The 24,973-nt window shown below is 63.1% G+C and carries 30 protein-coding genes and 1 tRNA gene; 21 read left to right on the forward strand and 10 right to left on the reverse strand.

Going from position 1 to position 24,973, the window contains the following annotated elements; translation table 11 throughout:
* Positions 1–33: 33 nt before the first annotated feature.
* Positions 34–273 carry a helix-turn-helix transcriptional regulator gene (locus tag FJ978_RS19315; protein WP_140573318.1) on the reverse strand — a complete coding sequence of 80 codons (240 nt, stop codon included), beginning with the start codon at positions 271–273 and terminating at the stop codon, positions 34–36.
* Between the two features lie 93 nt (positions 274–366).
* Between FJ978_RS19315 and FJ978_RS19320 the strand changes: the two genes are divergently transcribed.
* The 8 genes from FJ978_RS19320 to FJ978_RS19355 all read left to right on the forward strand — a co-directional run bounded on the left by FJ978_RS19320 (position 367) and on the right by FJ978_RS19355 (position 5,702).
* Positions 367–729 carry a hypothetical protein gene (locus tag FJ978_RS19320; RefSeq protein ID WP_181180421.1) on the forward strand — a complete coding sequence of 121 codons (363 nt, stop codon included), beginning with the start codon at positions 367–369 and terminating at the stop codon, positions 727–729.
* On the forward strand, positions 726–1,304 hold the full coding sequence (locus FJ978_RS19325; RefSeq protein WP_140573320.1) for a hypothetical protein: 579 nt from the start codon (positions 726–728) through the stop codon (positions 1,302–1,304). The genes FJ978_RS19320 and FJ978_RS19325 overlap by 4 nt, the downstream gene beginning before the upstream one ends.
* Positions 1,305–1,384: 80 nt before the next feature.
* Positions 1,385–1,840 carry a hypothetical protein gene (locus FJ978_RS19330; protein WP_140573321.1) on the forward strand — a complete coding sequence of 152 codons (456 nt, stop codon included), beginning with the start codon at positions 1,385–1,387 and terminating at the stop codon, positions 1,838–1,840.
* 7 nt (positions 1,841–1,847) lie between these two features.
* Entirely contained in the window at positions 1,848–2,111 is a 264-nt protein-coding gene (locus tag FJ978_RS19335) for a hypothetical protein (protein WP_140573322.1), read from the forward strand.
* On the forward strand, positions 2,104–2,355 hold the full coding sequence (locus FJ978_RS19340) for a hypothetical protein (RefSeq protein WP_140573323.1): 252 nt from the start codon (positions 2,104–2,106) through the stop codon (positions 2,353–2,355). The genes FJ978_RS19335 and FJ978_RS19340 overlap by 8 nt, the downstream gene beginning before the upstream one ends.
* Complete coding sequence (locus FJ978_RS19345; protein ID WP_140573324.1) at positions 2,352–4,283, forward strand: prohead protease/major capsid protein fusion protein; 1,932 nt, start codon at positions 2,352–2,354, stop codon at positions 4,281–4,283. The genes FJ978_RS19340 and FJ978_RS19345 overlap by 4 nt, the downstream gene beginning before the upstream one ends.
* Positions 4,284–4,404: 121 nt before the next feature.
* Positions 4,405–4,599 carry a hypothetical protein gene (locus FJ978_RS19350; protein ID WP_140573325.1) on the forward strand — a complete coding sequence of 65 codons (195 nt, stop codon included), beginning with the start codon at positions 4,405–4,407 and terminating at the stop codon, positions 4,597–4,599.
* Positions 4,596–5,702, forward strand: a complete 1,107-nt coding sequence (locus FJ978_RS19355; RefSeq protein ID WP_140573326.1) for a tyrosine-type recombinase/integrase — start codon at positions 4,596–4,598, stop codon at positions 5,700–5,702. The genes FJ978_RS19350 and FJ978_RS19355 overlap by 4 nt, the downstream gene beginning before the upstream one ends.
* Before the next feature lie 7 nt (positions 5,703–5,709).
* Here the strand turns inward: FJ978_RS19355 and FJ978_RS19360 are convergent.
* From FJ978_RS19360 to FJ978_RS19370, 3 genes are all read right to left on the reverse strand, one after another.
* A tRNA-Glu gene (locus tag FJ978_RS19360) sits at positions 5,710–5,784 on the reverse strand.
* A gap of 91 nt (positions 5,785–5,875) precedes the next feature.
* On the reverse strand, positions 5,876–6,283 hold the full coding sequence (locus FJ978_RS19365) for a VOC family protein (RefSeq protein WP_013892641.1): 408 nt from the start codon (positions 6,281–6,283) through the stop codon (positions 5,876–5,878).
* Complete coding sequence (locus FJ978_RS19370; RefSeq protein WP_140573327.1) at positions 6,280–6,663, reverse strand: fimbrial protein; 384 nt, start codon at positions 6,661–6,663, stop codon at positions 6,280–6,282. Before FJ978_RS19370 ends, FJ978_RS19365 begins: the two co-directional genes overlap by 4 nt.
* A gap of 27 nt (positions 6,664–6,690) precedes the next feature.
* Between FJ978_RS19370 and FJ978_RS19375 the strand changes: the two genes are divergently transcribed.
* Both FJ978_RS19375 and rpoH read left to right on the forward strand, forming a co-directional pair.
* The gene (locus tag FJ978_RS19375) at positions 6,691–7,743 is read left to right on the forward strand and encodes an RluA family pseudouridine synthase (RefSeq protein WP_041164022.1); all 1,053 of its coding nucleotides are present in this window, start codon (positions 6,691–6,693) and stop codon (positions 7,741–7,743) included.
* A gap of 209 nt (positions 7,744–7,952) precedes the next feature.
* Entirely contained in the window at positions 7,953–8,864 is a 912-nt protein-coding gene (gene rpoH / locus FJ978_RS19380; RefSeq protein WP_013892638.1) for an RNA polymerase sigma factor RpoH, read from the forward strand.
* A gap of 305 nt (positions 8,865–9,169) precedes the next feature.
* On the opposite strand, the gene FJ978_RS19390 is transcribed toward rpoH, so the two are convergent.
* From FJ978_RS19390 to FJ978_RS19405, 4 genes are all read right to left on the reverse strand, one after another.
* A complete protein-coding gene (locus tag FJ978_RS19390) occupies positions 9,170–10,036 on the reverse strand; it encodes an MBL fold metallo-hydrolase (protein ID WP_181176754.1) in 867 nt (288 codons plus the stop codon).
* Positions 10,037–10,196: 160 nt separating this feature from the next.
* Complete coding sequence (locus tag FJ978_RS19395; RefSeq protein WP_140573330.1) at positions 10,197–10,856, reverse strand: peroxiredoxin; 660 nt, start codon at positions 10,854–10,856, stop codon at positions 10,197–10,199.
* A 219-nt stretch (positions 10,857–11,075) separates the two neighbouring features.
* On the reverse strand, positions 11,076–11,441 hold the full coding sequence (locus FJ978_RS19400) for a cell division protein ZapA (RefSeq protein WP_140573331.1): 366 nt from the start codon (positions 11,439–11,441) through the stop codon (positions 11,076–11,078).
* 11 nt (positions 11,442–11,452) lie between these two features.
* Positions 11,453–11,725: a DUF4164 domain-containing protein gene (locus FJ978_RS19405; RefSeq protein ID WP_023763725.1), complete on the reverse strand. Its 273-nt coding sequence runs from the start codon at positions 11,723–11,725 to the stop codon at positions 11,453–11,455.
* Positions 11,726–11,987: 262 nt separating this feature from the next.
* Here FJ978_RS19405 and tkt point away from each other — a divergent pair, with 262 nt between their 5' ends.
* The 7 genes from tkt (at position 11,988) to FJ978_RS19440 (ending at position 21,533) form a co-directional block, all read left to right on the forward strand.
* Complete coding sequence (gene tkt / locus FJ978_RS19410; protein WP_140573332.1) at positions 11,988–13,979, forward strand: transketolase; 1,992 nt, start codon at positions 11,988–11,990, stop codon at positions 13,977–13,979.
* Positions 13,980–14,139: 160 nt separating this feature from the next.
* Positions 14,140–15,150 carry a type I glyceraldehyde-3-phosphate dehydrogenase gene (gene gap / locus FJ978_RS19415; RefSeq protein WP_140573333.1) on the forward strand — a complete coding sequence of 337 codons (1,011 nt, stop codon included), beginning with the start codon at positions 14,140–14,142 and terminating at the stop codon, positions 15,148–15,150.
* 298 nt (positions 15,151–15,448) lie between these two features.
* Complete coding sequence (locus tag FJ978_RS19420; protein WP_140573334.1) at positions 15,449–17,329, forward strand: potassium/proton antiporter; 1,881 nt, start codon at positions 15,449–15,451, stop codon at positions 17,327–17,329.
* 158 nt (positions 17,330–17,487) lie between these two features.
* A complete protein-coding gene (locus FJ978_RS19425; protein WP_140573335.1) occupies positions 17,488–18,684 on the forward strand; it encodes a phosphoglycerate kinase in 1,197 nt (398 codons plus the stop codon).
* A gap of 148 nt (positions 18,685–18,832) precedes the next feature.
* The gene (locus FJ978_RS19430; protein WP_013892629.1) at positions 18,833–19,858 is read left to right on the forward strand and encodes a class I fructose-bisphosphate aldolase; all 1,026 of its coding nucleotides are present in this window, start codon (positions 18,833–18,835) and stop codon (positions 19,856–19,858) included.
* A 161-nt stretch (positions 19,859–20,019) separates the two neighbouring features.
* Entirely contained in the window at positions 20,020–20,760 is a 741-nt protein-coding gene (locus FJ978_RS19435; RefSeq protein WP_140573336.1) for a thioredoxin family protein, read from the forward strand.
* A 59-nt stretch (positions 20,761–20,819) separates the two neighbouring features.
* Positions 20,820–21,533: an SGNH/GDSL hydrolase family protein gene (locus FJ978_RS19440; protein WP_140573337.1), complete on the forward strand. Its 714-nt coding sequence runs from the start codon at positions 20,820–20,822 to the stop codon at positions 21,531–21,533.
* A gap of 33 nt (positions 21,534–21,566) precedes the next feature.
* Here the strand turns inward: FJ978_RS19440 and FJ978_RS19445 are convergent, their stop codons facing one another.
* Together FJ978_RS19445 and FJ978_RS19450 are read right to left on the reverse strand one after the other, a co-directional pair.
* Positions 21,567–21,728 (reverse strand): hypothetical protein, encoded by a 162-nt coding sequence (locus tag FJ978_RS19445; RefSeq protein ID WP_140573338.1) that lies wholly within the window; start codon positions 21,726–21,728, stop codon positions 21,567–21,569.
* Between the two features lie 115 nt (positions 21,729–21,843).
* Entirely contained in the window at positions 21,844–22,791 is a 948-nt protein-coding gene (locus FJ978_RS19450) for a ring-cleaving dioxygenase (RefSeq protein WP_140573339.1), read from the reverse strand.
* Positions 22,792–23,090: 299 nt separating this feature from the next.
* Between FJ978_RS19450 and FJ978_RS19455 the strand changes: the two genes are divergently transcribed.
* The 4 genes from FJ978_RS19455 to FJ978_RS19470 all read left to right on the forward strand — a co-directional run.
* Positions 23,091–23,258, forward strand: a complete 168-nt coding sequence (locus FJ978_RS19455; protein WP_013892624.1) for a hypothetical protein — start codon at positions 23,091–23,093, stop codon at positions 23,256–23,258.
* Between the two features lie 105 nt (positions 23,259–23,363).
* Positions 23,364–23,954, forward strand: coding sequence for a DJ-1/PfpI family protein (locus FJ978_RS19460; protein WP_140573340.1), 591 nt, complete (start codon positions 23,364–23,366; stop codon positions 23,952–23,954).
* A 66-nt stretch (positions 23,955–24,020) separates the two neighbouring features.
* Positions 24,021–24,428, forward strand: a complete 408-nt coding sequence (locus FJ978_RS19465) for a hypothetical protein (protein ID WP_013892622.1) — start codon at positions 24,021–24,023, stop codon at positions 24,426–24,428.
* 168 nt (positions 24,429–24,596) lie between these two features.
* Positions 24,597–24,973, forward strand: a 377-nt coding sequence (locus tag FJ978_RS19470; RefSeq protein WP_140573341.1) for a YafY family protein, incomplete at its 3' end; no start/stop codon positions are given.

Here is a 24,973-nt window from a genome sequence, read left to right on the forward strand (position 1 = left end):
GCGATGGTCTGGTGGCCATTCTAGCTGGCGCGTCTAGACGCGTTCCTTGCGCAGCCGCACGCCTGGCCCTTCGCCGTTCTCGTCGACGAAGATGACGCCGGCGGCTTCGAGCGCTACGCGCACGTCTACCAACGTCCGATCATAGGGTGTTCGCTTGCCGCGCTCAAAATCGGCAAGTGTCTTCGTGGCGACTTTGCTCGCTGCAGACAGTTGCGCTTGCGACCAGTCCAGCAGCGCCCGAGCGGCCCGACACTGCGACGGCGATATTTCCATTTTTATGAAACCTTACCTAAAATCGGTTGACTTTAATCGCGTAACGTTACACAAAAACGGTTATCGCATACCGCGACGATTGGAGCAACCATTATGCCGAACACCCGTGTTCAGGCGGCCGGCGAAGCCGTGTCGTCAATGATCGACCGCCGTGCCATTCTTCGAGGCGCCCTGGTAACAGCCGCCTTGCCGTTGGCCATGCCAGCAAAGGCAGAGCCGCCGCTTTCGCGCCAGGATCGGATCAAGGCCTGCATCCTTCAACTCGATGCCTTGCTTTCCGAGGAAACGGGCCTGCCGTGGTCGATCTGGATGGCGTCAACCCAGTGCGCGTTGGTCAATGGCGAACGGCAGGTTCGCTACCTTGGCTTCGATTCAAGACTTGAGGGTTTTTATGATCTGACTGGCATTGTCGGTTCGCCTCAGAGGTATGGCACCACGGAGGGCAAGCAGCTATGAAAACCACCGTTTTCCTTGCCATGACGCCCAAGCTTCGCCTGCAGCTCGCCACCACGATCGAAAACCTGATCGCGTTGCTCGACGAGGTCGACGGCGACGCAGACCTTGAGGACGACGCCGCCGACGAGCCGTCGCTTGGCTGGAACGACATCAACCAGCCCGGCGGCGTCGATGATCGCGAGCTCGACAGCTGCGACGACGAGGATTGCCACGATCGCGAGCCGACGATGTCGGGAAGCAATTCGATCGACCAGACCCATGCCTATCGAGGATCATCGCACCAGGACGAATGCGAGGAAGAAAACGAGCATGGCGGCGACGTGCTCGACGAGCCGCACGATGCTAACGACCAGGGCGACGATGAGCCTTCCATGGGCTGGGCCGAAAAATGCGGCCAGGCCGGCGTCGGCGTCGAAGACATGGATATCCTCGATAGCGAACTACTCGACCCCTATGCGTCGCCGCTCGACTTCACAGGGCAAGGGCACGACGAGGCGCGGCAGTTGCTTGGTCATGTCTACCGCAAGCACAACACGCAGCCACCGCCGAGGCTAGTGCAGCTCCGTCGCAGTTGAGCAAAAACCCTGTTGACAATGGGACAATCCCATGGTCTTTTCCGCGCATGGGATTGTCCCATGCACGGATTTTTAGAGCGATGCGAAGCTACACACCTTCTGAGATCAAGGCGGCTATCGGAACCACTCCAGACATGCTGCGCGATTGGCGCCGAAGGGGCTTGCTCGAAAATTTTGGCGTTCTTGGCAGCAATGGAAAATGGACCTACGCCTATGGGGACGTCATCGCTCTGGCAATTATGGCCTTTTTGGTTACCAGGAGGATTGCGAGCGATCTAGGCGACGCATTGCACATCGCGCGCGCTGCCGTTCCCTATGTTGTCGCCAGATTGGAAAAGTCGACGCCGTCCCTGTCGCGGTATCGCGAAGTCGGCTTTCTCGCCGCATGGGCAAATCGCGACGGTGATACAATGCAGATCGAATATTTCAGTTCGATCGGCAAATTCGCCTTTGCGGTTCCGGGATACCTGGTCGTCAGCTTCGATGCCTTGGTCGCTGAACTGACGCCAAGCCTCCCGCTTCGCGACCAGGAATAAGCCTAAAATGAACGCTCGCCAGCTTGCCAAGGTGGTTGACGAGATGCGCGAGCCCGATTTCGTGCGGCGCATTTCGAACCTGCGCGCCGCCACGGCGCGAGCCGGCGGCATAGCGCCCAAGACGGCGGCGGCAATTTTGGACCTGCCAAAGCCTGTCGTCGATCTGATTTGCGCTTGGCAGGAGGCTGCCAAGATCGAGGGCCAGGCGCATCACATGGCGCAAAAAATCAGTGGCATTTGCGAGGGAAGGAGATACCCGCATCATGGATAACGTTCTCGCCTACCTCCGATCCCGCGAGTTCATCGAACGTTTAACTGCGACCCGCCTCGCTGCTCGCGTGGCGACCGTCAAGGGCAAACCTCTTACCGACGACGACCTCGCCCAAAGCCTAGGACTGCCTAGCGAGACGGCGCAGATGCTGTTTGCCTTTATCGAGGCCTGGGACCTGAGCGAGGCAGCAATCGCCGAGATCGCCACCCACGTCGCACCGCCGGCAGGGGAGGCGAAGCATTGAAAAGGCCAGCCATCCGCACCCGCAAGAAGCAAGGCGCCCGCCCGGCGACCGAACGTCTCGCTATGAAGTTCCGGCCGGAATCGTTCAATGTCGAAGGTCAAGAGATCACCTGCTATGCGACCATTGCCACGCAAACGCCCGTCAAGCGTTTCGGCTATAGCGAGATCCTGAGCTGTGCTCCCCAGGCGATCAACCCAGAACGCCTTATCGGTATGCCTGTGCTGGATTCTCACCAAAGCGGCATCGACAACGTGCTCGGTCGGGTGGACTCCTATCACTTCGAAGGCACGCGAGTAGTCGCCAAACTCCGGTTCGCCAAGACCAAACGAGGTCGCGACGCGGCAGCGCAGGTCGAGGACGGCACCATCAACAAAGTGAGCGTCGCCTATTACGTGGACGCCGACACCGAATCCAGAGCGCCTGACGGGACATACACAGTCACGGTGACGCGGTGGACACCTTTCGAGGTGTCGCTCGTCAGCGTGCCAGCCGACCCCAACGCAAACATACGAGGAGTGAACATGAAACGACCCCGCAGAGTTTCCAATCCGCCGCCGCTCGATATCAGCCAGGATGACATGGTTGACGACGCCACGATTACCGACGACGACGATGACAGTCGCCAGACCCGATCGGCATCCCAGACGATTTCGCGCCAGGCAGAGCGCAGCATCGAATCCGTGCGGAGTGGCGCGATCAATGCCGGCGTCGCCGAAGCCGACATCGATGAGGCACTGGAAGATGTGACGACACCCGACGAGGCTCGTCGGCGCGCTTTCGCCCTGATGTCACAGCGCAGCAACAGAAACCGCACAAGCCCGACGTGGCAGGGCGGCGACGGTTCCGACAACAGTGCTATCCGTGAAGCCGCTGCCGATGCGTTGGCTTACCGGATTGGATCGCCGAAGCTGCAGGTGCAGAACAATCAAATGGCGGGCCGGTCGGTCGCCGGTATTTTCCGTGCCGTGATGGAGGCATCTGGCGTTTCGACCCGCAACATGGACGATGTCCGCGTGATCGACGAAGCGCTTCACGGCACACGGGCCGGCATGACCACCTCGGACTTTCCCGCCCTGTTCGTCGACGCCAGCCAGAGAGTGCTGACCGAGATCTTTGAGGCCGCGCAATCGCCTCTGAAAGCGCTTTCCAGGAAGCGAAATGCTCGCGATTTCAGACCGGTCTCGATGATCAGGCCTGGTGGATTTCCCCAGCATAAGAAGGTGCTTGAGAGGGGAGAGATCGTCTACGGCACCTTCGATATCGAGAACGAGGCTTTCAGCATTCTGTCCTATGCGGTCGCTATCAGCCTCAGCCGGCAGATGATGGTCAACGACGATCTTGGCATCATCTCCGATATCATCAACCAGGCAGGAAATTCCGCCGTCAACGATGAAGGCGACCTGTTCTTCAAGCTGCTATCCGAAAACAGTTTCGGGGGCAGAAAGCTCGCCGATGGCAAGAATTTCTTCCATGCCGACCACGACAACCTTGCCGCGTCGGGAACCGCGCTAGACGTCACCAACGTGTCGGCGGCCAGGCAGGCGATGCGCTTGCAGAAGGGCGTCGACGGCAAGACCACCGCTGGCGCAGCGCCAGCTGTTCTGGTGGTCGGCCCGGCCTTGGAAACGATTGCAGAGCAACTGGTGGCGACCCTGACAGCCGCGACGGTCGACACCGTCAATCCGTTTTCCGGCAAATTGTCGGTTCAGGTGGAGAATCGTTACGAGGCCAAGGGCTGGTGGCTGTTTGCTGACGCAAGAAGTCGCCCGACATTCGTCCATGGTTATCTCGAGGGCTTCCAGGAAGGGCCGCGTATCCGTTCTGAAGAGCCATTCGGCCGGCAGGGCATGTCCTTCTCGTCGGAGTTTGACTTTGGTTGCGGCGTCTACGATTACCGCGCCGCCTACTTCAATCCTGGTGTTGCATAAACGAGGTTCGGGGGCCGTTCTGGAAGGCCGTACCGGTCAGGCCTAAAGCGTCGCCTCCTGCCCCCGCTGGTGGATCAACCAGTCCTTTGGGGAGGCGGCGCAGATCGGATTTGAGGACACCATGTCGAAGCGTGCAGCATTGATCACCAAGAGCGACGCCAGCCGCCTGTTCCAGGCGGCCAAGGCGGCCGGCTACGATCGCGCCCGCCTAGTCAGTCATCCCGATGGCCGCATCGAATTGCTTGCCGAAACCATGCGGGATGGCGATCGCGCCGCCGCGGGCGGCAACGAGTGGGATGAGGTGCTGACGCAATGAAGCGGGCATCGCGCAATCCGTTTCCTGGCGTGACGCGAGCGACCGACCGCCACGGCAAGGTGCGTTGGCGCTTCCGCATGAAGGGCCGGCCGGATTGCTATCTGCCGGGCACCTATGGCTCTGTCGAATTCAGGACGGCATACGAGGATGCAAGGGTCGGCGGTACAAATCTGCCGGTCGTGCCGCGCGCGCCCTACGGCACGTTCGATTGGCTGATCGAGCACTATATCCGCACGCCGAAATGGCAGAAGCTTGCCGCCATCAGCCGCCGCAACTTGCTGCACGAAATGGACCGGTTCCGCACCGAGCACGGTACCAAGCGCGTCAAGAATTTGCGCCCCGAGCACGTCGAGGCTCTGATCGCCCGCAAGGCAGCGACGCCAGCCGGCGCCAATCGGCTGCTCAAGCTCATCCGCCGGCTTTGCCGCTTCGCCATCCGTAAGGGTGTCATCACCGTCGACCCGTCGATCGGCGCCGAGCGCTACGCCGAAAACCCCGACGGCTTCCACACATGGACGGAAGACGAGATCGTAAAATTCGAGGCGCATCACGGCGCGGCATCGAAACCGGTGCTGGCGCTGCGCCTGATCCTGAACACGGGCGCGGCCCGCCAGGACGTTATCCGGCTCGGCCGCCAAAGCGTCCGGGGCGGCCGAATCGGCTACCGGCGCGGCAAGACCGGCGGCGACGTCGACCTGCCGATCATGTCTGACCTGGTCGAGGTGCTGGCCGCGGTGCCGGCAGACCAGTTGCTGTTCCTGACGCATGGCGCGGCCAGGCCCTATAAGCCCGAGACATTCGGAAACTGGTTCCGCGATCAATGCATCGCCGCCGGCCTGCCGCACTGCTCGTCGCACGGTCTGCGCAAGGCAGGCGCTACACGTTTGGCGAATGCCGGCGCGAATGCCCTGGAGATCATGGCATTCCTCGGCCATCGCACGCCGGCCGAGGCGCAAACCTACATCAAAAAGGCCGACCGCAAGCAACTCGCCGATCGAGGCATGGGGCGGCTTGAGAGCGCAAAACAGGAACAAAATTTGTCCAACCAAGTCGAGAAGTTGGACAATCGCCGCCGCAAGCAATTGAAAGAAAAGGGTAATTAAATGATGGTGGTACGCCCAAGGGGAATCGAACCCCTGTTCCCGCCGTGAGAGGGCGGTGTCCTGACCGCTAGACGATGGGCGCGCTCAAGAACCGGCGATATAGGCTGACGGCTGGGAAAAAGCAACTGGGGTTTCGGCTGCTTTGCCGCATCGGACAAAAAGCAACGCGCACGTTACCGTTTGGGCTCGATCAGGTCCCAGAGATTGCCGTGCAGATCGGCGAAAACCGCCACCGTGCCATAGGGTTCGTAACGCGGCGCCTCGCGGAATTCGACGCCCTTCTCCAGCATCGCCGCGTGGTCGCGGGCGAAGTCGTCGGTTTCGAGAAAGAGAAAAACCCGGCCACCGGTCTGGTTGCCTATGCTTTTGCCTTGTGCCTCGTCGGAAGCCTCGGCCAGAAGCAGCCTGGCGCCCTGGCCGTTGGCCGGCGCCACCGTGACCCAGCGCTTGCCGCCGCCGAGATCGACATCCTCGACGAGATCAAAACCCAACCGACCGACATACCAGGCGATCGCCTCGTCATAGTTGGCGACGACCAGCGCAACGGTCGCGACGCGACGATGTTCGGCAAAATCCGTCATCTGTTGCGAATTGCAAAGCGGCCGATCAGGCGGCGCTCGGCGATATCGTAGATGAAGATGGCACGGCTGCCGTCGGTGAGCTCGGCATCGATGGAGACGCGGCTGCCGGACAGCGATTGGCTCACCACCTTGGCCCCGACCGGCAGCACGATGTCGCCGCTGGCAAGCTCGCCGGCGGAGGTCTGGATATCGCCGGCCAGCGGCGGGCTCGTCGGTGGCGCGTTGCGCGCTTTGTAGACAAGGGCGCCGATCACCACCATAAGGGCAAGAAACAGCAGGCCGAGATTGATGCCGACGAAACGGACGAGTTTCCTGCGCACCTTTTCGACTTCGGGGTCGAGCGGCTTTTCCTGATCTTCCTCGGCGGTTGGGCTGGCCATGGCAAAACATTCCGGAACGGTTTTTCAATGAGCGCTCATAGCGAAGAGGCCCCTCAATTGATAGAGGACCGATTGATGGAGGCACCCACCGTGCTGGTGACGGGCGCGGATGCGGCCGGCCAGCGCCTCGACCAGTGGCTGGCTGCCAGCCTTGGCCCGGACATGTCGCGCAGCCGCGTGCAGATGCTGATCCGGCAGGGCGCCGTTTCCATCAACGGCAAGCCGGTCGACGAAACCAAGCGCAAGATGCTTCCAGGTGAAAGCGTCTCGGTCGCCATGCCGGAGCCCGAGCCGGCCGAGCCGCAGGGCGAGAACATCGCGCTCGATGTGCTCTATGAAGATGACGCACTGATCGTCATCAACAAGCCGGCCGGGCTTGTCGTGCATCCCGGCGCCGGCAACTGGACCGGCACGCTGGTCAACGCGCTGATCCATCACTGCGGCGACAGCCTTTCCGGCATTGGCGGGGTGCGCCGGCCGGGCATCGTCCATCGCCTCGACAAGGAGACCAGCGGCGTCATGGTGGTGGCCAAGACCGACCGCGCCCACAAGGCCCTGTCGGAAGCCTTCGCCGATCATGGCCTGACCGGCGATCTCGAACGCGCCTATCTGGCTTTGGTCTGGGGCATCCCGCAACGGCCGACCGGAACGGTCGATGCGCCGCTTGGCCGCGCCGCCGACCGGGTGCGCCGCGCCGTGGTGCCGGAAGGTCGCGACGACGCCCGCCACGCCGTCACCCATTTTGCCGTCCAGGAGCGTTTTGGCGAGAAACAGCAGGAGTTCGCCACTGCAAGCCTGGTCGAATGCCGGCTGGAAACCGGCCGCACCCACCAGATACGTGTCCACATGGCCCATATCGGTCATCCGGTGATCGGCGACCCCGACTACGGCCAGGCCTTCCGCACCAAGGCCAACCGGCTGCCCGAACCGTTGAAAAGCCAGGTCAAGGCATTTTCCCGGCAGGCTTTGCATGCCTGGCTCCTTGCATTTCGTCATCCCGATACCCATCTAACGATGAGGTTCGAGGCGCCGATACCGAGGGACATGGAGGAACTCGTCGGCGGCTTTCGCAAGTTCTGAACCTGCCGACGACAGGCGTTGAGCCAGCCATCAAAAACCTGACTGACATTGTTCACTTCAACGTGACACACTGTTTCGTGTTGAACAAAAGCTGTCTTTTCTGGTTTTGTTCCTGTATAAGATCTCGTGTCGCGGGCGAGCCTTTGGTGCTCGCGTCACATGCCCGCCGCGTTTCGGGGGCATCACTCCAATAGAGAGGGGGCGCTATCATGGCCCAGTCACTACCCAGTATCGTTTCCGGCGAAGGCGGCCTCAGCCGCTACCTGGAAGAAATCCGCCGCTTTCCCATGCTTCAGCCGCAGGAAGAGTACATGCTCGCCAAGCGTTATGCCGAGCATGAGGACACCTCCGCTGCGCACAAGCTCGTCACCAGCCATTTGCGGCTCGTCGCCAAGATAGCCATGGGCTATCGCGGTTACGGCCTGCCGATCGGCGAAGTGATCTCGGAAGGCAATGTCGGCCTGATGCAGGCCGTCAAGAAATTCGAACCCGAGCGTGGCTTCCGCCTCGCGACCTACGCCATGTGGTGGATCAAGGCCTCGATCCAGGAGTACATCCTGCGCTCGTGGAGCCTGGTCAAGATGGGCACGACCGCCAACCAGAAGCGCCTGTTCTTCAACCTGCGCAAGGTGAAGGGCAAGATCCAGGCGCTGGATGACGGCGACCTCAAGCCCGACCAGATCGCCGAGATCGCCACGCGGCTCAACGTTTCCGAAGCCGAAGTGGTGTCGATGAACCGCCGCCTGTCCGGCGACGCTTCGCTCAACGCCCCGATCCGGGCGACGGAAGGCGAGTCCGGCGAATGGCAGGACTGGCTGGTCGACGACCACGAAAGCCAGGAAGAGATGCTGATCGAGCAGGACGAGCTGGAAAACCGGCGCGGCATGCTGTCCGGCGCTCTTGCCGTGCTCAACGATCGCGAGCGGCGCATCTTCGAGGCGCGTCGCCTCGCCGAGGAGCCGCTGACCCTGGAAGAGCTGTCGGCCGAGTTCGACATCAGCCGCGAACGCGTGCGCCAGATCGAGGTGCGTGCCTTCGAGAAGGTGCAGGATGCGGTCAAGGCCGCCGCCAAGCGCCAGATGCAGGCGTTGCGCACCATCGAGGCGCAGCCGGCGGCGTAAAGCCGGGTTCGGCAACAAGATCAAAAGGCGGCGTCAGGAAACTGGCGCCGCTTTTTTATATTCGGCTGGCGGTTTGCGAAAACCGGGAGCATGGCCAATCTCCCCCCTTGCGGGGGAGATGTCCGGCAGGACAGAGGGGGGTGTGAAGGAACGCTACTTTCGGCGTCAGTCACCCAACCGAAAACTGAAGGCACAATTGGCTGACAGGTCGGAGGGACAGCACCCCCCTCTGCCCTGCCGGGCATCTCCCCCGCGGGTGGGGAGATCGGCAGTTTCACCGGCGGCGCCCGCCACAAAAATACCCGTCAAAGCCCATCCAGCGGAAACTTCAGATATCGCCGGCCATTGGCCTCCGGTTCCGGCAGCCGCCCGCCATTCATGTTCACCTGCAGTGCATGCAGGATCAGGCGCGGCATAGGCAGGGACCGGTCGCGCGCCTCGCGCAAGGCGACGAACTCGGCCTCGCTGTGCGCGGCGACGAGATGGATGTTCGTGGCCTTCTGCGCGGCCACCGTGCTTTCCCACAGAGGCTCGCGGCCGCCGGCCTGATAATCATGGCCGACGAAGACGCGCGTTTCATCAGGCAAAGCCAGGATGGCCTGGATCGAATGCCAGAGCCGCAAGGCGCTGCCGCCGGGAAAATCCGCCCGCGCCGTGCCGCTGTCGGGCATGAACAGCGTGTCGTGGATGAAGGCGGAGTCGCCGACCACATAGGTGATAGACGCCAGCGTGTGTCCGGGCGAGAACAGCACCTTGACCGGAAGGGTGCCGATCCGGAAGGTCTCGCCTTCCGCAAACAGCCTGTTCCACTGCGAGCCATCGGCAGGAAAATCCGGCCAGTTGTAGATTGCCTTCCACAGGTTCTGGACATCGACGACCCTGTCGCCGATCGCTGTCGGCGCCCCGGTCTTTTCTCTCAGGTAATGCGCGGCGGAGAAATGGTCGGCATGCGGATGGGTGTCGAGGATCCACTCCAGCTCCAGCCCGTTTTCCCTCATGAAATCGAGCAGGGCATCCGCGTTTTTCGTGCCCGTTGCGCCGGATTTCTCGTCGAAGTCGAGGATCGGGTCGATGATGGCGCAGCGCTTCGTGGCCGGATCGGCGACGATATACTGGATGGCCCCGGTCGGCTTATCATAGAAACCGCTGACCAATGGCCTGGCCAAAACCATGTCCAATTCCGGCTCCCTCAACTCCTCGGCCGGCAGGAATGATTTTCTCTGACGGCGCCCGAGAAGAGCATGGTTGTCCTCTCAGGCCGCCCAGTCAAGTATCGCTTCGCCCGAGGCGGCGAGAAAGGCAAAAACCGTTCCCAGGCGCCCGGGCAGGTGCTCAGGCCGATGGCTGCTTGGTCTTCCGGAGATAGGGCAGGATGGTTTCGTAGGCGCCGAAACGCTTGATCGCATCCTCGTTGGAAACGGCGGCGGTGATGATGACGTCCTCGCCCTGCTTCCAGTTCGCCGGCGTCGCCACCTGGTGCTTGGCGGTCAGCTGCATGGAATCGACCGCGCGCAGGATCTCGTCGAAGTTGCGGCCCGTGGTCATCGGGTAGGTCAGCACCAGCTTGATCTTCTTGTCCGGCCCGATGACATAGACCGAGCGCACCGTGGCGTTGTCGGCGGGCGTGCGGCCTTCCGACGTCTCGCCGGCGCCGCCTGGCAGCATGTCATAGAGCTTGGCGACCTTGAGGTCCTTGTCGCCGATCAGCGGATAGTTCACGGAATGGCCGGTCGCCGTCTTGATGTCGGCCTGCCATTTGTCGTGGCTCGCGACCGGATCGACCGAAATGCCGATGATCTTGACGTTGCGCTTCTTGAACTCGCCTTCGAGCCCCGCCATCGTGCCGAGCTCGGTGGTGCAGACCGGAGTAAAATTCTTCGGGTGGCTGAACAGGATCGCCCAGCCGTCGCCGATCCAGTCATGGAACTTGATCGCCCCTTGCGTGGTCTCGGCGGTGAAGTCCGGCGCGATGTCGTTGATACGAAGACTCATGGCACATTCCCCTGTGAATAGATCCGGTGAGCAGCGAGGGGCGGCGAACCATACCGTCATCTAAGGCGCCCGCCCCCAAGCATGGCTGCATCTTAGCGCAAAAATCGCGACCGCAGGATAATATGAAACTTTTATCGGCGGTAGATTGAGTATTTTCGTGCCGCCAGTGCCGTTGACCTACAAGAACCTTCCGTGCTGCCGGAAGAGATCCGTGCCGGCTCAGGCCTTGCCAACCGCCAGCGTCGCCGTGAGGTCTTCCATGCGCTGCGCCAGCGCGCCGAGCGCGTTGGTCAGCACGCTGTCGCTCTTGTCGGCCTTGGTCAGCGCCTCGTCGCGCGTCTTGCGCAAGGTCAGCACTTCGCTTTCCATGCCCTTGACGCGTTTTTGCAGCTCGGAAAGCTCGTCCATCACCATGATCCCCGCCATCACGGTCAGCCGCTGGTCGCCGATCTCGCCGAACGAGTCCTTCAGGTGTGAAACATAGCGGTCGAAGCGTTCGGCAAGATCGATCAGATGCTCTTCCTGGCCCTCGTCGCAGGCCATGCGATACTGCTTGCCGTCGATTGAAACCGTGACCTGTGCCATCGGGCCAACTCCTATCTGTCCAACACGGCGCGGATGGTTTCCATGGCGGTTACCAGCCGTCGCGAGACTTCCTTGTTGGCGTCTTCCAGCCGTTCGGCGCGTGCTTCGGAATTGTCGAGTTCCTGCGCCAGCCGCGACCGATCGGCATTCATCCGCTGCACCTCGGCTTCGGCTTCCGAGTAGTCGCGTTCGTGCTCGAGCTTGGCCGCGACGGCGTTTTCCAGCCCCTCCATGGCCTTGCCCAGCCTGGCGATCACTTCCTTGAGCGTGGTTTCCCCGGTCATGGCGTTCGTCCTGTGCCCTGCCCATCACCGAATCGTTCGCGTTCAGAACGCGTTATATCGGAAACATTAGGCACCGGGTGAAGGCGACGTCAACAAAGCTCTCGCGACTGTCCCCCGCTAACGCTAATGTAGGCCCGCTGTCGGCATCACAAGACCGGCAAATGTGCACCCGATTTGTTGACTAAAAGCCCGCGCCTGCTATGTGTCGCGCACCCTTTTCAAGGGCTCTCCCAAGCCCCCAACTCCCCACCATGGAGGAACCATGACGTCGCGTGAACAACATGACCGGATGGCCAACGCAATCCGTTTTCTCGCCATGGATGCCGTCGAGAAAGCCAATTCAGGTCATCCCGGCTTGCCCATGGGCTGCGCCGACATCGCCACCGTGCTGTTCACCCGTTTCCTGAAATATGATCCGAAGACCCCCCATTGGCCCGACCGCGACCGTTTCATCCTGTCGGCCGGCCATGGTTCGATGCTGCTCTATTCGCTGCTTCATCTGACCGGTTACGAGGACATGACCCTCGACCAGATCAAGCACTTCCGCCAGCTGGGCTCGAAGACGGCTGGGCACCCCGAATACGGCCATGCCACCGGCATCGAGACGACCACCGGCCCGCTCGGCCAGGGCCTCGCCAATTCGGTCGGCTTCGCGCTCGGCGAGCGCATCATGAATGCCGCCTTCGGCAACGATCTCGTCGATCACTACACCTACGTGCTGGCCGGCGACGGCTGCCTGATGGAAGGCGTTTCCCAGGAAGCCATCGCGCTGGCCGGGCATCTGAAGCTCAACAAGCTGATCGTCTTCTGGGACAACAACAACATCTCGATCGACGGTCCGGTCTCGCTCGCCGACAACACCGACCAGGTCGCCCGCTTCCAGGCCTCCGGCTGGAACGCCAGCCACATCGACGGCACGGATCCTGAAGCCATCGCCTATGCCATCGAAGCCGCCCGCCATTCCGACAAGCCGACGATGATCGCCTGCAAGACGACCATCGGATTCGGCGCGCCGACCAAGGCCGGCACCAACAAGGCGCACGGCTCGCCGCTTGGCGCCGACGAGATCGCCGGCGCACGCAAGTTCTTCAACTGGGACTCGCCGCCCTTCGAAATCCCGGCCGACATCCTCGACGCCTGGCGCACCGCCGGCAAGGCTGGCGTCAAGGCACGCACCGATTGGGAAGGTCGCCTCGCCAAGGCCGACGCCAAGCTGAAGGCGGAGTTCGAGCGTCGCACCAGCGGCAAGCTGCCGTCCAATTTCGACGCCGTCATTGCCGACTACAAGAAGAAGCTTGTCGCCGACAAGCCGAAGGTCGCAACCCGCAAATCGTCGGAAATGGCGCTCGAAATCATCAACGGCGCCGTGCCCGAGACCATCGGTGGCTCCGCCGACCTCACCGGCTCCAACAACACCAAGACCAGCCAGACCAAGAACATCACGCCGGACGATTACGGCCAGCGCTATGTCCACTACGGCATCCGCGAGCACGGCATGGCCGCCGCGATCAACGGCCTGACGCTGCATGGCGGCCTCATTGCCTATGGCGGCACCTTCCTGTGTTTCTCGGACTATGCCCGCCCCTCGATGCGGCTTGCCTCGCTGATGGGCATCCGCTCGATCTTCGTCATGACCCATGATTCCATCGGTCTGGGCGAAGACGGCCCGACCCACCAGCCGGTCGAGCATATGGCGGCGCTGCGCGCCATCCCGAACCACAATGTCTTCCGTCCGGCCGACGCGGTGGAAACCGCCGAATGCTGGCAGATCGCCCTTGAATCGGAGAAGACCCCGTCGACCCTGGCGCTGACCCGCCAGAACCTGCCGACGGTGCGCACCGAGCACTCGGACAAGAACCTGAGCAGCCAGGGCGCCTACGAACTGGCCGCGGCCAGCGGCGAGGCGGCGGTGACGATCTTCGCCACCGGTTCCGAAGTCGAGATCGCGCTTGGCGCCCGCGACTTGCTGGAGAAGCACGGCCACCCGACCCGCGTCGTGTCGGTGCCTTGCTTCGAGCTGTTCGACAAGCAGAGCGATGCCTATCGCAAGAAGACGATCGGCGACGCGCCGATCAAGATGGCGATCGAAGCCGGCATCCGCCAGGGCTGGGATCATCTCATCGGCTCCGACGGCATCTTCATCGGCATGACCGGCTTCGGCGCCTCGGGTACCATCGAGCAGCTCTATCCGCATTTCGGCATCACCGCCGAGGCGGCTGCCAAGGCGGCGGAAGCCCGCCTGCACGGCAAATAACCGATTGAGGTGCCGAGGCCCACGAAACTGCATCCGGCATTTTCGTGGGCTGGCCCAACCTAATCGATTTAAATCCATGCCTTGGATGGCTGGATTCTTCGGCCGTCCGCCGCTATGAAGCTGCGGACCAAATTACCTTCCAGCTCCCAGGGAGAGAAACATGACCGTCAGAGTTGCCATCAACGGATTCGGCCGCATCGGCCGCAATATCCTGCGCGCCATCCATGAATCCGGCCGCAGGGACATCGACGTCGTCGCCGTCAACGATCTCGGGCCGGTCGAGACCAACGCGCACCTGCTGCGCTACGACAGCGTGCATGGCCGTTTCCCGCATGAGGTGAGCGTCGATGGTGACCAGATCACCGTCGGCAAGGAAAAATTCAAGGTCACCGCGATCAAGGATCCAACGCAGCTGCCCTGGAAGGAACTCGGCATCGACATCGCGCTCGAATGCACCGGCATCTTCACCGCCCGCGACAAGGCCGCCGCGCACCTCACCGCCGGCGCCAAGCGCGTGCTGGTGTCGGCGCCCGCCGACGGCGCTGACCTCACCGTCGTCTACGGCATCAACCACGACAAGCTGACCAAGGACCACATCGTCATCTCGAACGCGTCCTGCACCACCAACTGCCTGGCGCCGCTGGCCGCCGTGCTGCACGAGACGGTCGGCATCGAAAAGGGCATGATGACGACGATCCATTCCTACACCGGCGACCAGCCGACGCTGGACACCATGCACAAGGACCTCTACCGCGCCCGCGCCGCCGCGCTGTCGCAGATCCCGACCTCGACCGGTGCCGCCAAGGCGATCGGCCTCGTGCTGCCCGACCTCAAGGGCAAGCTCGACGGCATCTCGATCCGCGTGCCGACCCCGAACGTCTCGGTCGTCGACTTCAAGTTCATCGCCAAGCGCGCAACCACGGTGCAGGAAATCAACGAAGCGGTGATCGCCGCCTCCAACGGCAAGCTCAAGGGCATTCTCGGCGTCACCCATCACCCGAATGTCTCGATCGACTTCAACCACGATCCGCGTTCCTCGATCATGGCGCTCGACCAGACCAAGGTGATGGACGGCAACTTCGTTTCGGTGCTGTCCTGGTACGACAATGAATGGGGTTTCTCCAACCGCATGGGCGACACCGCGGTCGCCTTCGGCAAGACCATCGCCTGATCGAAGGTCCGTCTTCGCAAGACCCTGAAACGCCCGGCTTCGCCCGGGCGTTTTTCATTTGCCGGAGCCGCAACGGCTAGTCGCCCGAAAATCAGCGGCTTCGGCCAAAAAACCACCCTCCCGCCTTGCACTGGCCATGCCTTCGCCCCACTCTCCGTTGAATCGGGAAAGCACTACAGCGCCGCGCGTCCTCGGACGCGCAAAGGACGCTGTAACACTTTGACTTGGCGCATGACTCTTTCCGAAATCGATCCCGATTTCGGGGTCATGCGTCAGGATTTCGAGGGGCAAATCACGGATGGAGCATGCGATCTATCTCGTCACGCTGGTCGGCACAGCGCTTGTCGTCGCCGCCGCGTTTTCGAGCCTGATCGCCTTCCGCTTCGGCGCCCCCCTCCTGCTTCTGTTTCTCTGCATCGGGCTCGCCACCGGAACCGACGGCCTCGGCATCGAGTTCGACAATGCCCGCGTCGCCTATTTTGCCGGCTCACTGGCACTGGCCGTCATCCTGTTCGATTCCGGTTTCGGCACGCCGCTCAATGCCTTGCGGCAGGCGGCGGGGCCGGCGCTGTCGCTGGCGACCTTCGGCGTGCTGCTCACCACTGGCCTGTTCGGGGCCGCCGCCCACTATCTGCTCGACCTCAGCTGGCTGGAATCCTTCCTGCTCGGGGCTGCCGTCGCGTCCACCGATGCGGCTGCGGTGTTCTTCCTGCTGCGCGCCGGCGAGATCAATTTGCGCGAGCGCGTGCGCTCCACGCTTGAGGTGGAATCCGGCACCAACGATCCGATCGCCATCTTCCTCACCATCACGCTGGTCGAGATCATCGCCGCCCACGCCAATCCCGAAACCAACGTCCTGGTCACCAACCTGATGCTGGGCTTCCTCGTCAACATGGGTCTCGGCGCCGTTGTCGGCGTGCTCGGCGGCCTCGGCATCGTGCGCCTCGTCGACCGGCTCAATCTCGACCACGGCCTGCTGCCGATCTTCGTGCTGACGCTATCGCTGATGGTTTTCGCCGCCGCTGGCGCCATCGGCGGCTCGGGCTTCCTGGCGGTCTATCTTGCCGGGCTCATCGCCGGCAATTCCGACATCCGCGCCGTCACCATCCTCAAGCGCTTCCAGGATGGCATGTCGTGGCTGGCACAGATCATCATGTTCCTGATCCTCGGCCTGTTCGCGACGCCCTCGCAGTTCCCGGCGATCATGCTGCCGGCGATAGCGCTTGGCCTGTTCCTGATGTTCATCGCCAGGCCGATCGCGGTCTGGCTCTGCCTGATCCCGTTCCGCTTGCCCCGCCCTGAAGTCGCCTTTGTCTCCTGGGTCGGCCTGCGCGGCGCGGTTTCAATCCTGCTGGCCATCACCCCGCTGCTTGGCGGGCTGGAGAACGGCCGCACCATCTTCAATGCCGCCTTCATCATCGTGCTTGTGTCGCTGGTCATCCAGGGCTGGACGGTTGGCCCGCTGGCACGTCGCCTTGGCCTCATCGTGCCGGCGCGCCTCGGCCCCCTGGACAAGGTCGAGCTGGAATTGCCGGGCTCCGCCCACCACGAGCTGCTCGCCTATCGCGTCGCACACGGCAGCCCGGTGGCACGCGGCGAGCGCATTCCGCGCTGGGCGCGGCCCTCGCTGGTGCTGCGCGACGGCCGCTCGATGCGCTTCCAGGACATGGGCCGGCTCGCCGCCGGCGACCAAGTCTACATCTTCGTGCCGGACCGCTATCCGCGCCTGCTCGACAAGCTGTTTGCCAGCCGCGCCGTCGTCGATCCCGAGGACGCCGATTTCTTCGGCGCCTTCGCCGTCGACCCGGCACGCTCGGCCGCCGAACTGGAAGCCGCTTATGCGCCAGGCCTGAGCGAAGCGGAGCAGAAGCAGACCGTCGGCGCGCTGGTCACCGCGCGGCTCGGCGGCCATGCCGAATATGCCGACCGTGTGCTGATCGGTCCGATCGAGCTGATCGTCAGGGATGTCGATGATAAGGGCAGGATCACCGGGCTGGGCCTCTCCTTCGAGCCCACCGCGCCGGTGGCGCGAGTGCCGGTCTTCCTCAGTGCCGGCGAGATCGTCGACCGCCTCGCCGCCTTCATCCGCGATTGGCGCAGACCGGTGGTACCGCAGGTGGCGGCAAAGACAGACGACGCCCCTGAGCCGCCGGTCGAAAAGGCAGCGACGGGAAGCTGACTGCGGCGCTCGTTTGCGTCTCCCTCATCTACGTCGGCGCTGTCTTCACGGACTGTGTGCCCGCCCGCCTCAAAATTTCGTCCCGAACCCAGCCCAAGCCTTGCATCGTAGCCGATGCGGGGTATGGTCCCGGCGATTTTTCGAGGAAAGGGATCGGCATGGCTGCCTTCAGGACACTGGACGACATCGGCAACATCAGCGGCAAGCGCGTGCTGGTGCGCGTCGACCTCAACGTTCCCGTCGCTGACGGCAAGGTCACCGACGCCACCCGCATCGAGCGCATCGCGCCGACCATCGCCGAGCTCACAGGCAAGGGCGCCAAGGTCATCCTGCTCGCCCATTTTGGTCGCCCCAAGGATGGCCCCTCTCCCGAATTCTCGCTGGAGCCGATCGCGAAAGCGACGGCAGGGGTGCTCGGCCGTCCCGTCGGCTTTGCCTCGGACTGCGTCGGCGACACGGCGGGAACCGCGGTCGCCGCCATGAACAAGGGGGACGTGCTGCTGCTCGAAAACACCCGCTTCTACAAGGCCGAGGAGAAGAACGATCCGGCCTTCACCGAGCGGCTCGCCGCCAATGGCGACATCTTCGTCAACGACGCCTTTTCGGCGGCGCACCGCGCCCACTCCTCGACGGAGGGGCTGGCACACCTGTTGCCGGCCTTCGCCGGCCGCACCATGCAGGCCGAGCTCGAAGCGCTGGAGAAGGGCCTGGGCAACCCGGTCCGTCCGGTCGTCGCCATCGTCGGCGGCGCCAAGGTCTCGACCAAGATCGACCTGTTGATGAACCTGGTGAAGAAGGTCGACGCGCTGGTCATCGGTGGCGGCATGGCCAACACCTTCCTCGCCGCGCGCGGCACCAATGTCGGCAAGTCGTTGTGCGAGCATGATTTGGCCGCGACCGCCAAGCAGATCATGATCGAGGCGGCCGAGGCCGGCTGCGCCATCATCCTGCCGGTCGACGGCGTCGTCGCCAAGGAATTCAAGGCGGGCGCGGCCTGCGAAACCGTCGCCATCTCGGAGGTGCCGGCCGACGGCATGATCCTCGATGTCGGCGAAAAGACCGTGACGGCCGTCGGCGAATGGATCGACCGCGCCGCGACGCTGGTCTGGAACGGCCCGCTCGGCGCCTTCGAGATCGCGCCCTTCGATCACGCCACGGTGGCCGCGGCCAACCATGCCGCGGCGCGCACCAAGGCCGGCAAGCTGGTCTCCGTTGCCGGCGGCGGCGATACGGTGGCAGCGCTCAACCACGCCGGTGTCGCCGACGACTTCACCTATGTCTCGACCGCCGGCGGCGCGTTCCTGGAATGGATGGAAGGCAAGCCGCTGCCCGGCGTCGACGTGCTGAAGCGTTAGGCATTTCAGGAAAAACGGGCAATCCGATCAACTCGGCGAGAGCCGGAGAGGCGCCCGGGACTTTCAATCGATTCGAGCTTTCCGATGCCATTCCTTTGGCGGTAGACTTCCGTTAAGCGCGGAAGAAACCCCTTCAGGAGGAAGCACGATGAGCGAACGTCTCGAAGACATTGCCGCCGCGATGGTGGCGGGCGGCAAGGGCCTGCTGGCCGCTGATGAAAGCTCGGGCACGATCAAGAAGCGCTTCGACGTCATCGGCGTCGAATCGACCGCCGATAGCCGTCGCGACTACCGCGAGATGATGTTCCGCGCCAAGGACGCGATGACCAAGTATATTTCCGGCGTCATCCTCTACGACGAGACCATACGTCAGAAGGCCGCCGACGGCACGCCGCTGGTCGACATCATCAAGGCTTCGGGCGCCATTCCCGGCATCAAGGTCGATGCGGGCGCCAAGCCGCTGGCCGGCTTTCCCGGCGACACCGTCACCGAGGGCCTCGATGGCCTGCGCGAGCGCCTTGCCGACTATTACCAGCTCGGCGCGCGCTTTGCCAAATGGCGCGCGGTGATCGACATCGATACCGGCAAGGGCGTGCCCTCGGCCAATTCGATCGCTGCGAACACCCATGCGCTCGCCCGCTATGCGGCGCTTTGCCAGGAAGCCGGCATCGTGCCGATCGTCGAGCCGGAAGTGCTGATGGACGGCGCCCACGATATCGACACCTGCTACGAGATATCGAAGGCGACGCTGATCAAGCTCTATGACGAGCTCCATGCAGCCCGCGTCGTGCTCGAAGGCACCATCCTGAAGCCCAACATGGTCCTGTCGGGCAAGAAATCGGGCACGGTGGATAGCCCTGAGGAAGTCGCCGAGAAGACCATAAAACTGTTCCGCCAGACGGTGCCGGCGGCGGTGCCGGGCATCGCCTTCCTTTCCGGCGGCCAGGAGGACGAGGAGGCGACCGCAAACCTCAGCGCGATCAACGCCATCGGCCCGCATCCGTGGAAGCTGACCTTCTCCTACGGCCGCGCGCTGCAGGCCGCCCCGCAGAAGGCCTGGAGCGGCAAGGCATCGAACGTCGCCGCCGGCCAGGCCGCCTTCACCCACCGCGCCCACATGAACCACCTTGCGGCGCTGGGTAAATGGAAAGCGAGCCTCGAACAGGCCGCCTGACCACATCTTTTTCGTCTTCCTTCAAACCCGGGCCGCCGCGCCCGGGTTTCGTTTGTGGCATGCCGGGCTTGGGACGGCGCGTCTCCGTCCTTATCTCCTCTGCGGCGATGTCGGTTTTCGCTCGTCCCGAACGTCCTTGGGATGCAGACAGGGAGAGATACATGCATCGCAACAAGGTCGTTTCACGCGAAGACTGGTTCCAGGCGCACAAGGCGCATCTGGCTCGCGAGAAGGAACTGACGCGGCTCCGCGAGCGCCTCGCGGCCGAGCGGCGCGAGCTGCCGTGGCTGAAGATCAGGAAGGACTATGTCTTCGAGACCGGGCAAGGGCCGAAGAAACTGGCCGACCTGTTTGGCGCCAACAGCCAGCTGATCGTCTACCACTTCATGTTCGGGCCGGGCTGCTCCCATCATTGCGAGGGCTGCTCCTTCCTTGCCGATCATATCGACGGCGCCAATCAGCACCTCAAGCACCACGACGTGTCTCTGGTCGTGATCTCGCGCGCGCCGCTGGCCGAGCTTCTGCCCTACAAGCAGCGCATGGGCTGGAAGTTCGACTGGGTGTCGTCCTATGCGTCGGATTTCAACTTCGACATGCAGGTCTCTTTCACCGACAGGCAGATCGCCGCCGGCGAAACCACCTACAATTTCGAGACCCGTCCCCGCACCTCGAAGGAACTTCCCGGCACCAGCGTTTTCTACAAGGACGAGACCGGCGACATCTTCCTCACTTTCACGTCGCGCGCCCGCGGCGGCGAGGCACAGATCGGCGCTTACGACTATCTCGACATGACGCCGAAGGGCCGCAACGAGAACGGCCCCTATCACGGCCTGATGGACTGGGTGCGGCTGCATGACGAATATCAGGACAACCAGGCCGGCAAGTCCAACTGCTGCGACTGAAGGCGTTCACCTCGACCCGAACATGCGCTAAGCCTGCCTGATCATTTCACGGTATCGCCATGCGCTCCCCGGCTCTTCTCACCTGGCTCGCCTACCCCGTCTATGTCTGGCAGGGCTTGGGCGTGCGCCGTCGCACCACCCGCATGCTGCCGGCGCAGGGACCGGTCATGCATGAAATATCAGGCGAAGCACCTGCGATCTCGCTGCTGGTGCTGGGCGACTCCTCCGCCGCCTCGGTCGGCATCGGCAACTCCGAAAACGGACTTGCCGCGCAACTCGCCGTCATGATTTCGCAGCGCACCGGCCGCACTGTCCGCTGGCGCGCCGCCGGCTTCAATTCGGCGACATCGGGCCAGATCCGCGATCATGTCCTGCCCAATCTGTCGGCCGATCCGTGGACGCACATCGTGCTGGCCATCGGCACCAACGACACCAAGAACTTCCACTCGGTGCCGCGCTTCAAGAAGGAGTTCGGCGGGCTGCTCTATGCGCTGCGCGCCAAATGGCCGGAGGCGCGCGTGGTGTGGTCGCCGGTGCTGGAGTTCACCCGGGCGCCGGCGATGCCGCCGCTGCTCGGCAAAATCCTCGAAATCCGCGCCACCGCGATGAACCGAATGGGCGAGCGCCTGTGCCTGGAGCGCGGCGCGGTGCCCGCACCTCGCCTGCCGATCGCCGATCCCGAGGCCGGCTTTGCCTCTGACGGCTTCCACGCCTCGGAGGCCGGCTACCGGGCTTGGGCCGAGCATCTTGTCGGCCCAGTGATCGCCGGCTGAACACCGACGGGGCAGGCTCTGTATTGGCCCGCCTTATGCCAAATGCCCGAGCACGGCCGCCAATGAGATCGCGGCCATGGCGAGCAGCGCCAGTTTCCAGAAATCGCCGCGGCGTTTCAGCCCTGGCCAGCCGAGCGGCTTGATCAGCTGGATGACCATGAAGCCGATAATGACAAGGGCGAGGAATTTCGTCATCCCGCCTTTGACCAGCAACGTGGCTGGCTGTCAAAGCGGATCGTCCGGCTCCGGGAAAGAACAGGCGCCGCGATCCCGAACCGGAACGCGGCGCCCGCCTTGAGCACGCAGCGGCTTATTTCAGCGGCTTCAGCCCAGCCTCGATCGAAGCGCGCCTTGCTTCGAGGAATGGCGGCAGGGCCAGGCTTTCGCCCAGCGTCTCCAGCGACTCATCGGCGGTGAAGCCCGGCCCATCGGTGGCGATCTCGAACAGGATGCCATTCGGCTCGCGAAAATAGAGCGAGCGGAAGTAATAGCGCTCGACCTCGCCGCTCGACGGCAGGCGGAATTCGGCCAGGCGCGCCGTCCACTGATGCAGCGTCTCCTGGTCCGGCGCCCTGAACGCAACGTGATGGACCGCACCGGCGCCTTGCCTTGCCGGCGCGACACCTGGCTGCACCAGGACATGCAGCTCCGCCGCCGGCCCGCCCTCGCCCATTTCAAAAACGTGAACCTGGCCTTCCGGCGACGCATACTCCCGCGCCTTCCGCATATTCATGACCCCAGTCACCACCGCCTCGGTGTTGGTGACGTCGGGGACACTGATGACGATCGGTCCGAGCCCGCGGATCTGGTGTTCGGCCGGCACCGGACTTTGCGCCCAGGGATGGCTATCGCCCTTGCCGCCATCGCTGACCAGCCGCAGGCGCTGACCCTCGGGGTCTTCGAAATCCAGGCTGGCATAGCCGCCAATCTCGGCGATTTCTCCTGTCGCGATCGTCTCGTCGGTCAGGCGTTGTTTCCACCAGGCAAGGCTTTCCCGGCTGCCGACCCTGAGGCTGGTCCGCACGATGCTGTGCGTCCCGCGCCGCTCGCTCCCGACCGGCCAGTCGAAGAAGGTGAGGTCGGTGCCCGGCGTAGCCTCGCCGTCAGCATAAAAGAGGTGGTAGGCCGAGGTGTCGTCCTGGTTCACCGTCTTCTTGACCAGCCGCAAGCCCAGCACCTTCGTGTAGAAGTGAAGATTGCCGGACGCGTTGGCTGTGATGGCGGTGAGATGGTGGATTCCTGTCAGTTGCAGACTCATTGGGTGTCTCCCTGTTTTTGGGGGGAATTTTCTCCTTCCATATCGGAACGGCAGCCATGACGCTGAAGGCCTTGCACTCCGACAGTCCGTCGCTGCTGATTGAACAATGGCAGACTGATTTGCTCCCACTCAGTGAACAATCCGCTGTCCGTAAGCTGGTCGGAGGCCGTGGCCCAAGGACCGCTCTCCGACGAGCCGCGCCCGTGCGCGCTATTGTCGTGCGCCCTGCCATCCTCCTGACAGACTGCTGTCAGGAGGGGTATGCGATACTGCCTCCAGTTAGAGAGAGGAGAATAGCCATGAACGGGTTTACCATTCTTCGCGGCGTGCAGCACTATGTCGGCAAGGTGCGGACCATGCGCAACGAAATCCGCACCCAGCGCTTCATGAATTCGCTGCCGGCGGACATCCGCAAGGATATCGGCTGGCCGGACATGTATGCCGATCGTCGCCATCGCGGCAATTGAGACAAGATTTTCGAGACAGCACGTTGGACATGGGCGCGTCAACGCCCAGGTATATCGCGACATGCATGAAAACAAAGTCCGGCGCTAAAGGGATGGAGCGAGCTTATGCCCGATCGGAAGACAATCGGCTTTCTGTTCATCGAAGGCTTCGCCGACTGGGAATATGGCTTGCTGGCGGCATCGGCGGTGGAATGGTTCGGCGCCCGCGCCGTCTCGCTGACGCCTGAAGGCAAGCCGGTGACCGGAATTAGCGGTTTTCGGCTTACGCCTGACCGCTCGGCGGGCGTCGATGAGAATGCCGACCTCGATGCCGTCGCCGTGATCGGTTCCGATCAATGGGCGGGCAAGGCACCGCCGGACGTCGCAGGACTGCTTACGGCCGTCGCGTCCCGCGACGGTGTCGTTGGCGGCATCTGCGCTGGGACGCTTACGCTGGCCCGGGCCGGCCTGTTCGAGAAGGCCAGGCATACCAGCAATGGCCGTGACTGGATCAACCGCCACGAAGCCGGTTATGCCGGCGACATCAACTACCAGGACGTCCCGCATGCCGTGGCCGACGGCAGGATCGTGTCCGCGCCGGGTTCGGCACCCGGCACCTTCGCCCTTGCCTTTTTGCAGACGCTCTACCCCGAAAAAGGCGGCGATCTCGCGCAGATGCGGGGGCTGTTCGCCAGGGAGTATGCTGAAGCCTCCTGACAGTATGCTGTCAGGAGCTGCGTGCAATGGTGGGATAATGCGCATGGCCGGCCGAAAGGACGATCGATGAAAAGCTGGAACGACAGGCTGAACACGCCGGGCATCAATGGTGTGAAACCAACGCCGCGCACGATGGGAGACGTCGTCGAAGGCCAGCCGATGTTGGTGCCGACGGCGCGGCAGGTCGACGATTTCATCCGTTCCATTCCCCAAGGCGTCGAGATGGACGTGCGCGCGTTGCGCACCGCGCTTGCCGTCGAACATGGCGCCGAAGTGACATGCCCGGTCACCATAGGCTATCATCTGCGCACCGTTGCCGAAGCCGCCAGGGAGGACCTCGAACGCGGCATGACGCTGAGCGACATCGCCCCATTCTGGCGCGTGCTCGATGCGAAGACGCCGACAACGAAAAAACTGTCCTTTGGCGCGGAGTTCGTTGCCGCGCAGCGCAAGCGCGAAGGGCTGAAACCTTAATGCATGTCATTTGGAAGTGGATCCGGTCCGGGAGCCACTGCATGCATGGAGCAATTCCGGTGTGGAACGGTTTTCCGTCCGGAATTGCATCAAGACAAAGAGTTGGAGCAGGTCGCCGTTTCCATGAAACGGTGAACTGCTCTAGGAAAAACACTGGGGAAGCAAACGATGCGCCGCGCCGACAGGCTCTTTCAGATCGTGCAGCATCTGCGTGGTGGCCGTCTGGTCACCGCCCAGAAGCTCGGCACGTGGCTCGAGGTTTCCGAGCGAACGATCTATCGCGACATAGCCGACCTGCAGTCGACCGGGGTGCCGATCGACGGCGAGGCTGGCGTTGGCTACATGATGAGGGAGGGTTTCGACCTTCCGCCGCTGATGTTCACGCGTGACGAGATCGTGGCGCTGGTTGCCGGCGCGCGCATGGTGCGCGCCTTCGGCGGCGCCGCCATGGCACGTGCCGCCGACGAGGCGCTGGTCAAGATCGGCGCCGTGCTTCCCGATGCCGAGAAGGACCGCATTGCCCGCACCGAGATCCACACGCCGAT

The organism is Mesorhizobium sp. B1-1-7 (assembly GCF_006442705.1).
Classification (GTDB): domain Bacteria; phylum Pseudomonadota; class Alphaproteobacteria; order Rhizobiales; family Rhizobiaceae; genus Mesorhizobium; species Mesorhizobium opportunistum.

Bases quoted from the DNA above. Each gene is read 5' to 3' on its own strand.
- FJ978_RS19315 (WP_140573318.1), bottom strand. From the start codon at position 273: ATGGAAATATCGCCGTCGCAGTGTCGGGCCGCTCGGGCGCTGCTGGAC.
- FJ978_RS19320 (WP_181180421.1), top strand. From the start codon at position 367: ATGCCGAACACCCGTGTTCAGGCGGCCGGCGAAGCCGTGTCGTCAATG.
- FJ978_RS19325 (WP_140573320.1), top strand. From the start codon at position 726: ATGAAAACCACCGTTTTCCTTGCCATGACGCCCAAGCTTCGCCTGCAG.
- FJ978_RS19330 (WP_140573321.1), top strand. From the start codon at position 1,385: ATGCGAAGCTACACACCTTCTGAGATCAAGGCGGCTATCGGAACCACT.
- FJ978_RS19335 (WP_140573322.1), top strand. From the start codon at position 1,848: ATGAACGCTCGCCAGCTTGCCAAGGTGGTTGACGAGATGCGCGAGCCC.
- FJ978_RS19340 (WP_140573323.1), top strand. From the start codon at position 2,104: ATGGATAACGTTCTCGCCTACCTCCGATCCCGCGAGTTCATCGAACGT.
- FJ978_RS19350 (WP_140573325.1), top strand. From the start codon at position 4,405: ATGTCGAAGCGTGCAGCATTGATCACCAAGAGCGACGCCAGCCGCCTG.
- FJ978_RS19355 (WP_140573326.1), top strand. From the start codon at position 4,596: ATGAAGCGGGCATCGCGCAATCCGTTTCCTGGCGTGACGCGAGCGACC.
- FJ978_RS19365 (WP_013892641.1), bottom strand. From the start codon at position 6,283: ATGACGGATTTTGCCGAACATCGTCGCGTCGCGACCGTTGCGCTGGTC.
- FJ978_RS19370 (WP_140573327.1), bottom strand. From the start codon at position 6,663: ATGGCCAGCCCAACCGCCGAGGAAGATCAGGAAAAGCCGCTCGACCCC.
- FJ978_RS19375 (WP_041164022.1), top strand. From the start codon at position 6,691: ATGAGCGCTCATAGCGAAGAGGCCCCTCAATTGATAGAGGACCGATTG.
- rpoH (WP_013892638.1), top strand. From the start codon at position 7,953: ATGGCCCAGTCACTACCCAGTATCGTTTCCGGCGAAGGCGGCCTCAGC.
- FJ978_RS19390 (WP_181176754.1), bottom strand. From the start codon at position 10,036: ATGGTTTTGGCCAGGCCATTGGTCAGCGGTTTCTATGATAAGCCGACC.
- FJ978_RS19395 (WP_140573330.1), bottom strand. From the start codon at position 10,856: ATGAGTCTTCGTATCAACGACATCGCGCCGGACTTCACCGCCGAGACC.
- FJ978_RS19400 (WP_140573331.1), bottom strand. From the start codon at position 11,441: ATGGCACAGGTCACGGTTTCAATCGACGGCAAGCAGTATCGCATGGCC.
- FJ978_RS19405 (WP_023763725.1), bottom strand. From the start codon at position 11,725: ATGACCGGGGAAACCACGCTCAAGGAAGTGATCGCCAGGCTGGGCAAG.
- tkt (WP_140573332.1), top strand. From the start codon at position 11,988: ATGACGTCGCGTGAACAACATGACCGGATGGCCAACGCAATCCGTTTT.
- gap (WP_140573333.1), top strand. From the start codon at position 14,140: ATGACCGTCAGAGTTGCCATCAACGGATTCGGCCGCATCGGCCGCAAT.
- FJ978_RS19420 (WP_140573334.1), top strand. From the start codon at position 15,449: ATGGAGCATGCGATCTATCTCGTCACGCTGGTCGGCACAGCGCTTGTC.
- FJ978_RS19425 (WP_140573335.1), top strand. From the start codon at position 17,488: ATGGCTGCCTTCAGGACACTGGACGACATCGGCAACATCAGCGGCAAG.
- FJ978_RS19430 (WP_013892629.1), top strand. From the start codon at position 18,833: ATGAGCGAACGTCTCGAAGACATTGCCGCCGCGATGGTGGCGGGCGGC.
- FJ978_RS19435 (WP_140573336.1), top strand. From the start codon at position 20,020: ATGCATCGCAACAAGGTCGTTTCACGCGAAGACTGGTTCCAGGCGCAC.
- FJ978_RS19440 (WP_140573337.1), top strand. From the start codon at position 20,820: ATGCGCTCCCCGGCTCTTCTCACCTGGCTCGCCTACCCCGTCTATGTC.
- FJ978_RS19445 (WP_140573338.1), bottom strand. From the start codon at position 21,728: ATGACGAAATTCCTCGCCCTTGTCATTATCGGCTTCATGGTCATCCAG.
- FJ978_RS19450 (WP_140573339.1), bottom strand. From the start codon at position 22,791: ATGAGTCTGCAACTGACAGGAATCCACCATCTCACCGCCATCACAGCC.
- FJ978_RS19455 (WP_013892624.1), top strand. From the start codon at position 23,091: ATGAACGGGTTTACCATTCTTCGCGGCGTGCAGCACTATGTCGGCAAG.
- FJ978_RS19460 (WP_140573340.1), top strand. From the start codon at position 23,364: ATGCCCGATCGGAAGACAATCGGCTTTCTGTTCATCGAAGGCTTCGCC.
- FJ978_RS19465 (WP_013892622.1), top strand. From the start codon at position 24,021: ATGAAAAGCTGGAACGACAGGCTGAACACGCCGGGCATCAATGGTGTG.